This is a genomic window from Pseudomonadota bacterium, assembly GCA_039028155.1.
Taxonomy (GTDB): domain Bacteria; phylum Pseudomonadota; class Alphaproteobacteria; order SP197; family SP197; genus JANQGO01.
Window position 1 is genome coordinate 96,152 of record JBCCIS010000002.1, and the last position, 14,288, is coordinate 110,439.

Consider the following 14,288-nt stretch of genomic DNA (forward strand, 5'->3'; position numbering starts at 1 on the left):
CCCTACCGCCCGTTGCTGCCGTCGGTGAACCAGAAAGTCTCGGGTTCATAGATGCCGAACTGACTGCCGGGATCCCAGTTGAACATCGCCTCTTCGGGCACGTTGTGCAGCCGGTCGGAGACGACGACCGGCTGGAAGATCCCGGCGATCAAGCCGATCGAAAAAACGCCGTCGGCATAGGTTTCCAGAATCTCTTCCCAGATCTGTTCCTGCTCGGCTTCGCTGCCGGCGCCTTGCCACCTGTGCGCCAGTTCCATCAGCCGTTCGGCATCGGCCATGTCGATGGGCTCGCCGCTGGCGCCGGAGGTCTCGTAGTACTGGCCCCACTTGGGCCACTGCAATAGCTGCTGGCTGGTCGGCGCGAACTCGGCCGGGGTCATCTTCGGCGTCGGGACACCGTTCTCCAGCCCGAACCAGATCGACATGACGGTCTCGCCGGCGAACACACGGTTGCGCAAGACCTCGCGCTGCATGGGCTTGGTGAAAAGCTTGATGCCGGCGTCGCGCCAACTGTCGTGGATCAGTTCCAGAATGTCCGACTCCTGGGGGTCCTCGCCCGCGGTCTCGACGATGATCTGGAGCGGCCTGCCGTCGGGCAACAGCCGGTAGCCCTGACTGTCGCGTTCGGTAAGCCCGATCTCGTCGAGCAGGCGGTTTGCCTCGGCAAGATCAAAGTTGGCCCATTGGCTGCGATAGGCCTCGTCATAGAGCGGGCTTAGCGGCAGGACCGTGTTGTTGCCCTCGATGCCGAGGCCATAATAGATGACCTGGTTGATCTCGTGCCGGTTAACGGCGAGCGACAGGGCGCGGCGGAACCGGACATCGCGCAAGAGGTCCCGCCAAACCGGATCGTTGACATTCAGGTTCGGATAAAGCGCCAGTTGCGAGCCGCGCACGGTGCGCCACAGGCGAACTTGATAACTGTTGTGGCCTTCGCCTTCTTTCAGGAACGTGTAGTCGTTGAACGACAGGCCGCGCGCCTGCAGATCAGACTCGCCTGCCCAGGTCTTCAGCGGTATCAGCTTGCTGTCAACCACGTTCATGATGACGCGATCGATGTAGGGCAGCTGGTGGCCGGCCTGATCGACCTTGTGGAAAAAGGGATTGCGCACGCCGATAAAGCGCTGCGCCGGCGCCGCGTTGGTGATCATCCACGGCTGCAACGTCGGCAGCTCCGGATTGTCGAACTTGTAGAGATTGTCCATCCCGTTGTGCAGCGACGCCCAGCTTGACTTGCCGGCCTCGTCGACCTGGGCGTTAATCCAGTCGATGTCGCCGTAGTCGGGATGGTACTGCTTCATGTATTCGGCAGGCCGGTAGATGAAGAGCGGCGCGGCGCTGGCCAGGGCTGGCAGAAAGTCGGGATTAGGCTTCGACCACGTGTAGCGCACGGTGAGCTCGTCGATCACCTCGAACACCGGCAGCTCGTCGTCGACGGTCAGGATCTTCGGCGGGCCGGCGGGCGACAGATCGGGATGGGTGGCGACATCCTGCCACCAGTAACGAAAGTCCTCGGCGGTGAACGGATCGCCGTTCGACCAGTGATGGTTGGGCCGCAGGTGGAAGGTGAAGATGCGGCCGTCCTCGACCTCGAAGCTCTCCAGGATATCCGGCACGAGCTCAAGGTCGGTGTTGTAGACGATCAGCCGCGCGTAGCCGAACACGACCAAGAGGCGCGTGTCCTTGACCCGGTTGACCAACATCTGCCAGTCACCGCCATAGGTGCCGACACTGCGCTCGCCGTCCAGGGTGACGACCAGCGGCGTGTCGGTGACCCGCTCGGCGACCGGCGGCAGGTCGCCGGCCTCGACGGCTTCAGCCCAATAGGGCGGCTCGATCAGGGTCTCGGCGACCGCCGGTGACACGGCGAACGACACGAGACAGAGAAGGGCGGCCAGGCAGCGGATCACGCGGCAAGCTCCGCGGCATTCGGCGCGCGGCTGGCGCGCACCAGATGACCGTTGCCCAGATCGATCATGTCGAGCTTGGCATCGGGTGAGACGGTGAACGGCTCCGGCCAGGCGTCAGGTTTGCTGGCGCGCCCGGCCATCAGCGCTGTCAGGTTCAGTTTGTGATCGGGATCGGGTTTTGGCACGGCGGCCAGAAGCGCGCGGGTGTAGGGGTGCACGGGGTTCTCGAAGAGCTCGCGCCGGTCCGCCTGTTCGACCAGCCGGCCAGCGCACATCACGGCGATGCGGTCAGCCATGTAGTCGATCACCGCCAGATTGTGCGAAATGAAGAGGTAGGTCAGGCCCAGTTCGTCCTGCAGGTCCTTCAACAGATTCAGGATCTGCGCTTGGATCGACACATCCAGTGCCGACACGGGCTCGTCGCAGATCAGAAGATCCGGCTCCAGCGCCAGCGCGCGCGCGATCCCGATGCGCTGCCGCTGCCCGCCGGAAAAACTGTGCGGATAACGGCGCAGATGGCGTACGTCCAGGCCGACCAGGCGCATCAGCTCCATCACCCGGTCCGCGCGTTCCTGACCGCTGCAGACATTATGGATCATCAGTGGTTCGGAGATGATATCCATGACGGTCATGCGCGGGTTCAACGACCCAAAGGGATCCTGGAAGATGAACTGAACGTCGCGTCGGAAGTCGAAGAGAGCGGGTCCGGACAACGTCCGGATGTCGATCTCGCTGCCACGATTGTTATAGATCAGTTCACCGCTGTCGGGCGTCAGCGCCTTCATGATCATCTTGCTGGTGGTCGTCTTGCCGCAGCCGGACTCGCCGACCAGCCCCAGGCATTCGCCGCGGCGTACATCGAAGCTGATGTCGTCGACCGCCAGATGATCGATCTTCTTGCCGCCCAACCATTCCGACTTGCGGATGCTGAAGGTCTTGGTCAGGTGACGCACCTTCAACAGAGGCCGGTCATCGTTCTCCGGCCAGGGTTTGCGATGTTGATGGCGTTCGGCGTGCGCATGCTTGACCTCGCGCAGCGGCACCAGGCGTTCGCCCGGCTTCATGTCAAAGCGCGGCACGGCCCGTAAGAGGGCCTTGAGGTAGGGGTGCTCTGCGTGGCGGAAAATGTCGTCCAGCGAGCCCTTCTCCATCACTTCGCCGTGGTACATGACGACCACTTCCTCGGCGACGTTCGCCACAACGCCCAGATCATGGGTGATCATCAGGACCGCCATGCCGAGTTCGTCCTGCAGATCGTCCAACAGTTTCAAAATCTGCGCCTGGATCGTGACATCCAAAGCCGTGGTCGGCTCGTCGGCGACCAGGAGCGCGGGCCGGCACACCAGGGCCATGGCGATCATGGCGCGTTGGCGCAGTCCGCCGGAGAGTTCGAATGGGTAGCTGCGCCACGCCTTCTCGGCATCGGGAAAACCGACCAGACGCAGCATCGATATGGTCAGCTCCTTGCCTTCCTGGCGATCGCAGTTGCGATGGAGATGCAGGGCCTCGGAGACCTGGTCGCCGACCGTGTGGAGCGGCGACAGCGAGGTCATCGGCTCCTGGAAGATGATCGAGATGCGGCCGCCGCGAATACCGCGCATGCGTTTGCCGTCGGGTGGCAGGGCGGCGATGTCGGTGACCTGGCCGTCCAAGTTCGGGTCATTGAACAGGATCTGTCCGCGGGTGATGTGGGCGTTCTGCGGCAGGATGCGCATGATCGCCTGCGAGATCACCGTCTTGCCGGAACCGGACTCGCCGACCAGCGCCAGGGTCCGGCCCTGTCGGATGGTGAAGCTGGCGCCGCGGACCGCTTGGACTCGGCCATCGCCGACCTCGAACTCGATTCCCAGGTTAAGGATGTCGACCAGGCTGTTCACAGGTGGTCGTCCGGCAAGCCGTGGGGATCGGGTGTCAGGCCCAGGGCGTCGAAGTTCGCGCGCGTGACCTCCGACAGGGTCAGCCGTCGCGCTGTGGCGGCCTGTAGCGCGGCGCTGGCAATCGTATCGAAATCGCTGATCGATGAATCGACGCCGAGCTTCTTCGCACCGTCCTTGACGGTCAGGTGCATCCAACCTCGCTGTCGATCTCGCCGGGTGGAGTAGTAAGCGAGCTTCATACTGTTCAAGTCATCCCACGACACAGATTTCCCGGCAGGACCTCTGGCACGGATCCCGTCCTCGGAAACTTCAATGGTGGTCATCTGACGGATCAGGGTTCTGATCCCGAAGACCGCAAATACGCCCCCCAGCGCACCAAGGATGTAAACCATGATGGGCGCGGCCTCAACGATCAACAGTGGCCCCCAGGTCAGGAGCACGCCGGCGCCGGATCGGATGTAATCGCCTGTCAACACACTGGTTTCGTAGTGATGCTCGCTCATGCCGCCTCCTGGCGCGCGCCAAACAGGCTGCGCGCGTCCAGCCAATGGCCGGCTTCGTGGTCCTTGATGGCCGTGACAAAACGGTCGACAAAGTGCTCGCAGGCGGCGTCGTGGTCACGGTGGTGGGTCATCAGCCCGGTTGGCTCCAGGGCGTCGGCCTGGCCGGTCCGGCGGGCCTGCAGGTGGCTGATGGCTTGCGCCAGCGCCACCGTATCGCCGCAGAAGGCGCGGGCGCGCCAATCGATGATGTCGATGTGAACATTGACCGTGTGAACGCGGGCTTCGGGCGTTGCTGCACGCGGGCCGTGTGTGCTGAGGCCTGAATACCCCAATGTCGCGAGCCGCGTCTCGATCTTGGGTCCGATTCGGTTCCACGGCGGTACCATGACCAGCTGAAACTGCCCGTCAAAGGCCTCCTGCAGCGTCTCACGGCCCCTCTGGAGGTCCTTTTCGAGGTTTTCTGTCCCATCGACCAGCTCGGTCTTTTTGGCCGGTGGCCGGGCGTTGTTGCGGTGCGCCCAGCCGTGCTGCAGCACGCTTGTGCCGGAATCGGCCCGTACCCGCCGAATGGTCGGCGCGGCAAGCCACGCCGGTACCGTAGCGAGCGCCAGGGGCGCCTCAAGCCGCCGCCGTTGATCCAGGAAGTCCTTCAGCCGCTCATCATCGGAACCAGCGTCGTCGTCGCGCCACCAGAATGTCGCGCGTTGGTCTGCCCTAGCCCAGCGATCGAGTTCCGTGGTCAGGTCGGTCCAATCAGCCACGGCTGGCCCACTCGGTTATCAACGCGGCACTCTTGGCGGCGCCGTCCAGATCAAAACCGGCGGGGTCCGGCGGCGCACCGGCCAAGGCGTCATCGACCGCTGCGGCCAACCGTTCAGGCGACAGCGCCGCTTCTTCAACCATGATGGCCACTCCCAGATCGGCAAGCCGCTCTGCCCGGTCCCGTTGTTCTGTTTCGCCGCCACGCGCGAAGGGCACGAGAACCGAGCGCGCGCCGGCAGCCAGGATGTCGACGGCCGTATTATAGCCGGCCTGAGAGACGGAGACAGCGCAGTTGGCCAACAGCGCGGCAAAATCGGGCCGCGCTTCCTCGACGACGACACCGGACGGCGGATCGGTCAGGCGCGACGCCAGGTCGCCGGCCATAAGATCGTGGCCGACCAGAAGCCGCCACACCCGATTGCCAGCCGCCGCTGCGGCGGCCCTGGCGTCGAGCGCGGCGGCCAGCAGCGGCGCGCCGGTCGCACCGCCACCGACCGAGACAATGATCTCGCCATCACCCGGTCCGCCCGCTTCGCGCCGCGCGGTTTTCCCGGCGATGTAGCCGGTGTAGCGGAGACGTTCGCCCAGCTGTCCGGCCAGCGGAAAAGTGAGGTCAAAGGGGACCAGGCGGGGGTCGCCGTGCACCATGACGTGGTCGATGTGTCTGAGGGCCAGGGCCAGCATCTCCTCATAGCGGCCGGGCTTTGTTTGACGTTGCAGGATGTCGCGCACCGAGACGGCGGTCGTTGCGCCTCCGGCGCGCGCCCGCTCGATCAGCGCCAGGGCTTCGTCGCGCAGCTGGCGGCGGCCGAACGGAAACGTCTCAGTGATCAAGAGATCAGGCTTGGTTGTCTCCATCAGGGCGCGTGCTTCATCGCGGCGCGTGTCCAAGTCACGCGGCGTTGCCGCGTCGCCGGAAGCCAGCGCCAGGCCCGAGAAGCTCTCGTCGATCGCGCGCAGCGGCGTCAGCTGCACCAGCCGGGCCGCGCCAAGGTCCAGATGGGGTACCGGCATGCCGCCGGAAAGCAGGGTGACATCCAACCCCTGGGCCGCCGTCGCCCGCGCTATCGCGGCGCTGCGGCGCAGATGACCGGTGCCGAGCAGGTGCTGGACCCAAAGGACGACGCGGCCGGTCAAGGGCCGTCCAGGCTCAAGTCGGAGCGCTCCAGCCTCGGTCGTCCGAATTCATCGAGCGCCAGCAGAAGTATGGCGCTGCGGCCAAGCTTCACGGGCGGTTTGTCCAGAAAATCCCAACCGGTCGCCAAGCCGATTGCCGCGCGCTGCACGCCGCGATGGGTGATGGCGCCGATATCGGCACCGGCTTCGGCGATATCCTTCAGCCAGGCGCCCAGCCTTCGCTGCACCTCGCGCGGTGTCTCGCCGCCGGATGGGCGAAAGTCGAGGCCGAGCGCTTCATTCTCGGCCATCGCCGCGCCGTGCTCGGCGCGCAAATCGGCCAAGCTGCGGCCGGCCCAGTGTCCCCAATCCATCTCGTCCAGACGTGGCTCGGTGGTCAGCGGTTCGAGCCCCATATGGCGCGCGGTGTCGCGGGTGCGGCTGAGTGTGCTGGTGACCCATGGCATGCCGGTCAAGGTTTCCGGCACACGCCAGGAACGGGCGAGGGCAATGCCCGCCTTCGACAACGCGGTGTCGCTGCGTCCCTGGATCAGTTTTTCGTCATTCCAGGTCGTCGGGGCGTGGCGGATCAAGGCGACGAGGGTCATGAACAACTGACCTTATCGATGACGTGCGACAGGATCGTGCCGGCGCTTTCCAGGCTGTGATCGCGGCGTACGGTCGCGGTCGCCAGGGATGCCATCGCGGACCGGCGTTCCGTATCCGCGATCAGGCCAGCCATCGCATCGGCAAAGGCCTGATCGTCGCCCGGCGTGGTCAAGATGCCGGTCGCGCCGTCTGAGACGACCTCCGGCACGCCCCGCTCGCGTCCGGCAACGACCGGCACGCCGGCGGCCTGGGCTGACAAGAGCGCCATGCCATAGGCTTCGTTAACCGCCGGCCAGACGAACAGATCGGCCGCCGCATAGTGGAGCGGCAGCGATCGCTCCGGCAGCGCACCGACGAACATCGCGCGGCCCGCGAACAAGGCCTCGACCTCGGCGCGGCATGATCCGTCGCCAACGATCAGCAGGCTCCAATCGTCGTCCTTCAGCAGGTCGACAGCCGCCGCAAGCCGCCTGTAACTGGCAAGCTTGTCGCCCGGCCGCATCATGGCGACAGCCAATAGCCAGGTCTTGCGCGGATCAAGACCGTAGCGTCGCGCCAACTCGCGCCGCGCGGCCTTGTGCCGCTGCACGTCGAAGGGCCGGATGTCGAGAAACGGTGGCAGGCGATGACAACGTGCGGGATCGATCTCGATATCGGCCAACCCCGCCTCGTCCTCCGGCGTCATGGTGTAGAGGCCGTCGGCGCGGCGCAAGGCGGCGGCGGCAACCGCAAAGCCCAGCGACCACGGTCCATTCTGTTGCTTCATCGCGACCGAGGGTTCGGCGACCAGGTAGGGCACGCCGAAGGCGTCGGCGATGCGCGGCCCCAGATAGTCCGGTGCCTTGTGATAGAGGTGATAGGTGAACCACAGGTCGGGCGGCGCATCACGCCAATCGGCAATCAGGCCCTGAGCACGCGCGGCGCCACGCTTGGCGAGACTCAACTGGCGCCGGTGGTCACCGGTGCCGTCATAGGCGCGAAAGGATGAGGCCAGAAAGACATCGTGCCCCTGTTGTTTGAGGGCGCGGATCAGCAGGCGCGCCACCGCCCGGTCACCCGACGGCACGCGATGGGTCGGCGATTTCATCGGGGCGTAAAAGGCGATGCGCATGGCGCGATCCTACCGATCCAGACCAAAGCGGACAGCCAGATCGTCGATGCCGCGTTCCATCGCGAAGTCATGAAGTACCCGTTCGCGGCCGGCGTCCCCCATGCGTCGCCGCATCGCGGGATCGCTGATCAAACGCGCCAACGACGCGGCCAGCGCCGCGGGATCGCCGGGTGGGTTCAAGATCCCATTGACACCGTCGCTGATCAGTTCGGGTACCGCCGAGACAGCGGTCGTGACAATGGCGAGCCCCTGGCTCTGCGCCTCCATCATCACGTTGGGCAGCCCGTCACGGTCACCGTCGGCGGCGATCTTTGGCGCCAGGACGAACATATCGGCGTCCTGGTAGGCGCGCCGGACGGCGTCTTGCGCCTGGGCGCCATGCCAGGTGATGCGGTCTTGAAGACCACTCTGCTCGGCCTGGTGTTTGAGCTTGTCGCGCAGCGGTCCGCCGCCGATGTGATCGAGGTGCCAGGCAAGATCCTTCGGCAGTTGGGCCAGTGCGGCCAACAGGTCGTCGTAACCCTTCTTCTCGACCGCCCGTCCGACCGACACCAAGCGGACGGGATCGGCGGTATCGGTTCCGTCACGCATACCGTTGCGGTCCCCCGGTTCCGGCCAGCGTGTGAGGTCAAGCCCGTGATAGACCAGCGCCACCTTGTCGGGATCGGGCGCCAGGTTTCGCAGATGATCGCAGTTCGCCGCGGTGCAGGTGACCAGCCAGCCGCAGTCGTTAAGCTTCTCGCTGATCTCCCAGTCGGGGCTCGTGTAGATATCCTTGGCGTGCGCCGAGCAGGTCCAGGGCAGACTGGTCATCATGGCGGCGTAGCGCGCGACCGAAGCGGGCGTATGCAGAAAGTGGGCATGCAGGTGACTGACCCCTGGCGCGACCTCGGCGGCGACGACGCATGCCTGGCCAAAGCGCCGGATCCGGTTCGGTGTCCTGTCGCGCCGGAGGTCACGGATCCAGGTGCGGAACGCCCGGCGGTACCCGGGCAGGCGTCGCGCCCTCAGCCAAGCCGCGAAAACCCGCCGCGGTTCCTGATAGAGGTATTCGGGCAGGTAGGTGACGGGCGCGCTGATCTCGTCATGCACCGGATGGGTGCTGGTGTCGGTCGGATGACGCAGCGACACGATCTCGATATCGAGGCCGCGCTGCTCCAGCGCCAGGATCTCCTGGGCGATAAACGTCTCGCTGAGCCTGGGGTAGCCCTTCAGCAAAAAGGCAACTCGGCCGTTGCCGGCACCACTCACGAAACGGCGCTGTCCTGTGCGACGGTCAGTTTGCGCTGGCGCGCGACATTGGTCTTGCGCGCAGCGTGCCGGCCCTCGGCCAGGTGCATCTTGACCAGGCGGTTGACGTTCTCCAGCCCGTCGAGCAGGCCCGGAACGACGACCTTGCTGGGGCGGCGCTGCTGCGTCAGCTGCCGCATGGCGGTCGCCATGACCGACGGGTTTTCGGCACTGTCCTCGGTCAGCATGGAAACCAGGCCCAGCTCCTGCGCGCGCGAGGCGCGGATCAGCTGCTCGCGGCGCGGCACCTGTCGCGGCACGATCAGCGCCGGTTTGTCGAACGACAGGATCTCGCAGAACGTGTTGTAGCCACCCATGGCAACGACACCGGAGGCTTGCGCCATCAGCGTCTCCAGATGAGCGTCAAAGGTAATCGCCGTGACGTTATCCAGCTTGTCGACGCGGTCCTGGAAGTCCGACTTCAGCTCCGGCTGCATGAAGGGACCAAAGACGATCAGCGCGTGGGTCGGCGGCGCCATCTCACTCTCGTAGGCCTTCAGCACCCAATCGACCAGTTGGTCGCCGTCGCCACCGCCGCCGGTGGTGACCAGGATGAATGGCTCCTCGACACCGTCGGGCAGGCCAGGGTCGGGCAGCGCCTGGGGCACCGAGCGTTCGAGATAGCCGGTATAGACCATCTTGTGACGCACCGATTGCGGGACGCTGAGGTGTTCCAGGGGATCGTGGATCTGGGGCAGGCCATAGACCCAGATCTCGTCGTAGATATCACGCAGTGCCGGCATGGCGCCTTTGCGCTCCCATTCCGGCGCCAGCAGGGTGGCATCGTCCATGACGTCGCGCAGGCCCAGAATCAGCTTTGTGCCGCGCGCCTTCAGCATCTCCATCGTCTCTTTGACCTCGCCGCGCAGGCCCAGCGGTTCCTTGTCGACCAGCAGGATGTCGGGATCGAAGATATCGGCGGTGTGCTTGATGATCGATGCGCGCATCGCCATGGTCTGCTCGGTGTCGAGCAGCAGGTTCAGCGCCGTGTACTCGCCATTGCGCAGCTTAATGACACCGGGCACGCGCACGAAGTCGACGCGGGCGCGGAAGTCGAAGCTGCCGATGATGGGCGAGCCTGAGAGGATCAAGACCGTCAGGTTGTCGATATCGCCGACCATCGCGTGGGCCAGCGCGCGGCAACGCCGCAGATGACCGAGACCAAAGCTGTCGTGACTATAGATCAGGACACGCGGCCTGTTGGCTGCCCTCGTCATGGCGCCTCCCGAATCACCCCATCCCCAGTTGCGTGGAACTATGGCACAGGGGGGCAAGCGCCGAAAAGCCTGAGATTTGACCGGCTTGCGGCCCCGAGGACGTGGCGTTGGGAACCCGTTTACCGGCCCACGTCGCTTCTATAGTCTTTCTGGCCGCCAAATATGGCCAAATTGGGGGGCAAGGCCGCTTAGTGCCGTTTCATGGAACGTACAATTTACAAGTTCATCTTTCGCTATTCGAAGCGGCAACAGATTTTCATTCTGTGTTTCACGCTGCTTTCGCTGCCGTTTTATTATGCCTCGCTCGATATCCCCAAGTTAATCGTCAACAACGTCCTTACCGATATTCCCGAATACGTGCCAGTCGACATGCGGGAAGCGGCAACGGCGGAGTCGGTGCCGCGTTATCTGGAGGTCATGGGCATCCAGCTCGGCGATGTCGACCGGTTGCACCTGCTGGCGGTCTATTGCGGCCTCTTCCTGTTCCTGGTGCTCGTCAACGGCGGCTTCAAGTGGTTCATCAACGTCTATAAGGGCCTCCTTGGCGAGCGCATGCTGCGCCGCCTGCGTTATCAGCTCTTCAGCCGCGTCTTGCGCTTCCCGCTGCCCCATTTCCGCCGGGTCGGTTCGGGCGAGATCATTCCGATGATCACCCAGGAGGTCGAGCCATTGGGCGGCTTTATCGGTGATTCGATCGCCCTGCCGCTCTATCAGGGCGGCCTTTTGATCACCGCGCTGGTCTTCATCTTCATGCAGGACCCCTGGATGGGCGCGGCGGCCATCTCGCTCTATCCGATCCAGGGCTGGATCATTCCGAAGCTGCAGCGCCAGGTGAACCTGCTCGGCAAGGCGCGGGTGAAGGAGGTGCGCAAGCTCTCCGAGCGCATCTCCGAGACCGTCCAGTCGAGCCAGGAGATGCATGCCAACGATACCATGCGTTTCGAGCTGGCCGACTTCGCGTGGCGCATGCAGCGCATCTTCGAGATCCGCTACGACATCTTCAGGAAGAAGTTCTTCATCAAGTTCCTGAACAACTTCCTGGCCCAGCTGACGCCGTTCTTCTTTTACGCGGTCGGCGGCTATCTGGTGATTCAGGGCGATCTGTCGTTGGGCGGCCTGGTCGCGGTTCTGGCAGCCTACAAGGACCTGCAGCCGCCATGGAAAGAGCTGTTGAACTTCTATCAGATCAAGGAAGATTCGAAGATCAAGTACGACCAGGTCGTCACCCAGTTCGCGCCGCCCGGCATGCGCGACGAAGACATCGTTTTCGGCAACGACCATCAGGTCAAACCGTTCACCCAGGGGCTTTCCGCCAGCAATCTGCAATACGCCGAAGACGGTGATTCGATCATCGATGGGCTGACGCTTGAGGTCGGCGCCACCAGCCACATCGCCATCGTCGGCGACGCCTCAAGCGGCAAGACGGAAACCGCGCTCTTGTTGGCGCACCTGATCGACAGCACCGGTGGCACCTTGCGCGTGAGCGGCGAGGATGCCACGCATTTGCCTGAGGCCTCGACCGGCCAGCGGGTCGGCTTTGTCGGCGGCTCGACCCATCTGATCTCCGCCAGCCTGGCTGATAACCTGCTCTATGGCCTTAAGCACGCCGAACTCGCGCCGCGCGAGCCCGACGATCCCGATGAGAAACGTGCGATGGCGCGCTCTAAGGCAGAGGCCGAGCGCACCGGCAACACCACCGAAGACCGTCATGGCGAGTGGATCGACTATGCGGCGGCCGGCGTCAGCGATGCCCAAGGCTTGAACCAGGCGGTGCTGCGCGCGCTCGAGGTCGCCGACATGACCGAGGATGTCTATGGCCTTGGCTTGCGCGGGACGCTTGACCCGGAAGCACGCCCGGAAGCAGCCGAGATGCTGCTGGAGGCGCGCCGTATGCTGCAGCAGCGCCTGGACGATCCGGCTTATCGCGGCCTGGTCGAGCCGTTCGACGCCCTGAAGTACAACACCAACGCGACGTTGGCCGAAAACCTGCTGTTCGGCACGCCGGTCGGTGACGCGTTCGATCTGGAGCGCCTGGCCGAGAACCCCTATGTCATGGAGACGCTGGGCAAGGTCGGGCTGGAAGACGAGCTGCTCGACATGGGTTTCGAAGTCGCCCAGACCATGATCGAGCTGTTCGCCGATCTGCCGCCCGAGCACGAGTTTTTCGCCCAGTTCGCCTTCATCTCGCTCGACGATCTGCCGGACTATCAGGCGATCGTGCGGCGCGCCGAACGCGATGGCGTCAAGGCGCTGGAAGGCGACGAGCGGCTGAAGCTCTTGTCGCTGCCGTTCAAGCTGATTCCGTCACGTCATCGCCTGGGCCTGATCGACGACGACATCCAGTCGCGCATCCTCAAAGCCCGCGCGCTGTTCGCCGAGAACCTGCCGGACGACCTGAAGGGCTCGGTCGAGTTCTTCGAGCGCACGCTCTACAACGCCGCGTCCTCGCTGCAGGACAACATCCTGTTCGGCAAGCTCGCCTATGGCCGCGCCCAGGCGCAGACCAAGGTCGGCGAGCTGATGTCCGAGGTGATCGCCCAACTTAACCTCAGACCGACGGTCATCGAGGTCGGGCTCGACTTTGAGGTCGGCGTCGGCGGCTCGCGGCTGTCGCCGGCCCAGCGCCAGAAGGTCGCGATTGCGCGCGCGATCCTGAAACGCCCGGACATCATGATTCTATCCGAAGCCACCGCCGCGTTGGACGGCGCCGCCCAAAGCACCATATTGAGAAACATTCGCAAGGAGTGCGAGGGCCGGGCGTTGATCTGGATCCTGCACCGGCCAAGCCAGGCGCGCGAATTCGACCAGGTTGTCGTCATGAAGGGCGGCAAGATCGTCGAGAGAGGTCGTTTTGAGGATCTGGCCGAGGGCCAGTCAACCTTGGCCGACCTGATGGCGGCTGAATGAAGAAGGACGAAGGGAGCACCTGACCATGAGTCTTCAGCAAGATGTCGATCTGCTGCGCAACATCCCGTTGTTCGCCAAGATCGAGCCGAGCAAACTCAAGCTCCTGGCCTTTACCGCCGAACGCCTGAGCTTCACGTCCGGCGACGTGCTCTGCCACCAAGGCGAGCAGGGCGATTCAGCCTATATCATCATCGACGGCGAAGCCGACGTCATCGTCGATACCGAAACCGGCCCGGTCACCGTCGCGACGCTGAAGACGAACGACTTCCTGGGCGAAACGGCGATCCTGTGCGATGTGCCGCGTACCGCGACGGTCAAGGCGAAGTCGGACCTGACGGCGCTGATGATTTCGAAGGATCTGTTCTTCCAGCTGGTGACCCAGTTCCCATCGATGTCAATCGAGATCATGCGTGAGCTGGCGCGCCGCGTCGAACGCACGACCGCGCAACTGCGCGAAGCCGTCTCGCAACAAAAACACTAGATCGACCGACATCGATGAGTCGTCTCGATAGCGCAATCCGCCGCCTTGAAGCCCAGCGCACCTGTTTGGAAACCGCCGCTGCCATGATCGCGGAAGTACCAGGACCTGTCCTGGAGTTCGGTCTGGGCAATGGGCGCACGTTTGATCACCTGCGGCAGATTCTGCCGGACCGCGAGATCTTCGAGTTCGACCGCCAGGTAGCCGCGCATCCCGACTGCATTCCCGACGACGATCACATGATCCTCGGCGATTTCCGCGACACCGTGCCGCAGGCGCTTGAGCGCGTTGGCGCGCCCGCGGCGATGATCCACTTCGATATCGGCTCCGGTGACGCGGCGGCCAACGCTGAACTGGCGTCGTGGATGGCCGGCGCGACGAAAGACCTGCTCGCCACGAACGGCGTCGCATTGGCCGATCAGGAACTCATCGGATCGCCGTGGCGGACGCTTGCTCTGCCCGATGGCGTGGCGCCCGGGCGCTACTTCATGTACCGGGCCTGACGTTC

Annotated in this window: 12 protein-coding genes; 3 read left to right on the forward strand and 9 right to left on the reverse strand. The window is 64.3% G+C overall.

Annotated elements, in window-relative coordinates:
- Positions 1–2: 2 nt before the first annotated feature.
- From AAF563_01735 to AAF563_01775, 9 genes are read right to left on the reverse strand one after another with little or no spacing between them, the layout of a single operon-like run.
- Entirely contained in the window at positions 3–1,910 is a 1,908-nt protein-coding gene (locus AAF563_01735; protein MEM7119965.1) for an ABC transporter substrate-binding protein, read from the reverse strand.
- On the reverse strand, positions 1,907–3,787 hold the full coding sequence (locus AAF563_01740; GenBank protein ID MEM7119966.1) for an ABC transporter ATP-binding protein: 1,881 nt from the start codon (positions 3,785–3,787) through the stop codon (positions 1,907–1,909). Before AAF563_01740 ends, AAF563_01735 begins: the two co-directional genes overlap by 4 nt.
- A complete protein-coding gene (locus AAF563_01745; protein MEM7119967.1) occupies positions 3,784–4,290 on the reverse strand; it encodes a hypothetical protein in 507 nt (168 codons plus the stop codon). The genes AAF563_01740 and AAF563_01745 overlap by 4 nt, the downstream gene beginning before the upstream one ends.
- Positions 4,287–5,051 carry a hypothetical protein gene (locus tag AAF563_01750; protein ID MEM7119968.1) on the reverse strand — a complete coding sequence of 255 codons (765 nt, stop codon included), beginning with the start codon at positions 5,049–5,051 and terminating at the stop codon, positions 4,287–4,289. The genes AAF563_01745 and AAF563_01750 overlap by 4 nt, the downstream gene beginning before the upstream one ends.
- A complete protein-coding gene (locus AAF563_01755) occupies positions 5,044–6,189 on the reverse strand; it encodes a glycosyltransferase (protein ID MEM7119969.1) in 1,146 nt (381 codons plus the stop codon). The genes AAF563_01750 and AAF563_01755 overlap by 8 nt, the downstream gene beginning before the upstream one ends.
- Positions 6,186–6,776, reverse strand: coding sequence for a histidine phosphatase family protein (locus AAF563_01760; GenBank protein ID MEM7119970.1), 591 nt, complete (start codon positions 6,774–6,776; stop codon positions 6,186–6,188). Before AAF563_01760 ends, AAF563_01755 begins: the two co-directional genes overlap by 4 nt.
- On the reverse strand, positions 6,773–7,888 hold the full coding sequence (locus AAF563_01765; GenBank protein MEM7119971.1) for a glycosyltransferase family 4 protein: 1,116 nt from the start codon (positions 7,886–7,888) through the stop codon (positions 6,773–6,775). Before AAF563_01765 ends, AAF563_01760 begins: the two co-directional genes overlap by 4 nt.
- Before the next feature lie 9 nt (positions 7,889–7,897).
- Positions 7,898–9,139, reverse strand: coding sequence for a glycosyltransferase family 4 protein (locus AAF563_01770; GenBank protein ID MEM7119972.1), 1,242 nt, complete (start codon positions 9,137–9,139; stop codon positions 7,898–7,900).
- Positions 9,136–10,395: a glycosyltransferase gene (locus AAF563_01775; protein ID MEM7119973.1), complete on the reverse strand. Its 1,260-nt coding sequence runs from the start codon at positions 10,393–10,395 to the stop codon at positions 9,136–9,138. Before AAF563_01775 ends, AAF563_01770 begins: the two co-directional genes overlap by 4 nt.
- A gap of 201 nt (positions 10,396–10,596) precedes the next feature.
- Here AAF563_01775 and AAF563_01780 point away from each other — a divergent pair, with 201 nt between their 5' ends.
- The 3 genes from AAF563_01780 to AAF563_01790 are packed head-to-tail and all read left to right on the forward strand — an operon-like array spanning position 10,597 to position 14,283.
- The gene (locus AAF563_01780; GenBank protein MEM7119974.1) at positions 10,597–13,302 is read left to right on the forward strand and encodes an ABC transporter ATP-binding protein; all 2,706 of its coding nucleotides are present in this window, start codon (positions 10,597–10,599) and stop codon (positions 13,300–13,302) included.
- Between the two features lie 25 nt (positions 13,303–13,327).
- On the forward strand, positions 13,328–13,783 hold the full coding sequence (locus tag AAF563_01785; GenBank protein MEM7119975.1) for a cyclic nucleotide-binding domain-containing protein: 456 nt from the start codon (positions 13,328–13,330) through the stop codon (positions 13,781–13,783).
- Positions 13,784–13,797: 14 nt separating this feature from the next.
- The gene (locus AAF563_01790; GenBank protein ID MEM7119976.1) at positions 13,798–14,283 is read left to right on the forward strand and encodes a class I SAM-dependent methyltransferase; all 486 of its coding nucleotides are present in this window, start codon (positions 13,798–13,800) and stop codon (positions 14,281–14,283) included.
- Positions 14,284–14,288 lie beyond the last annotated feature (5 nt).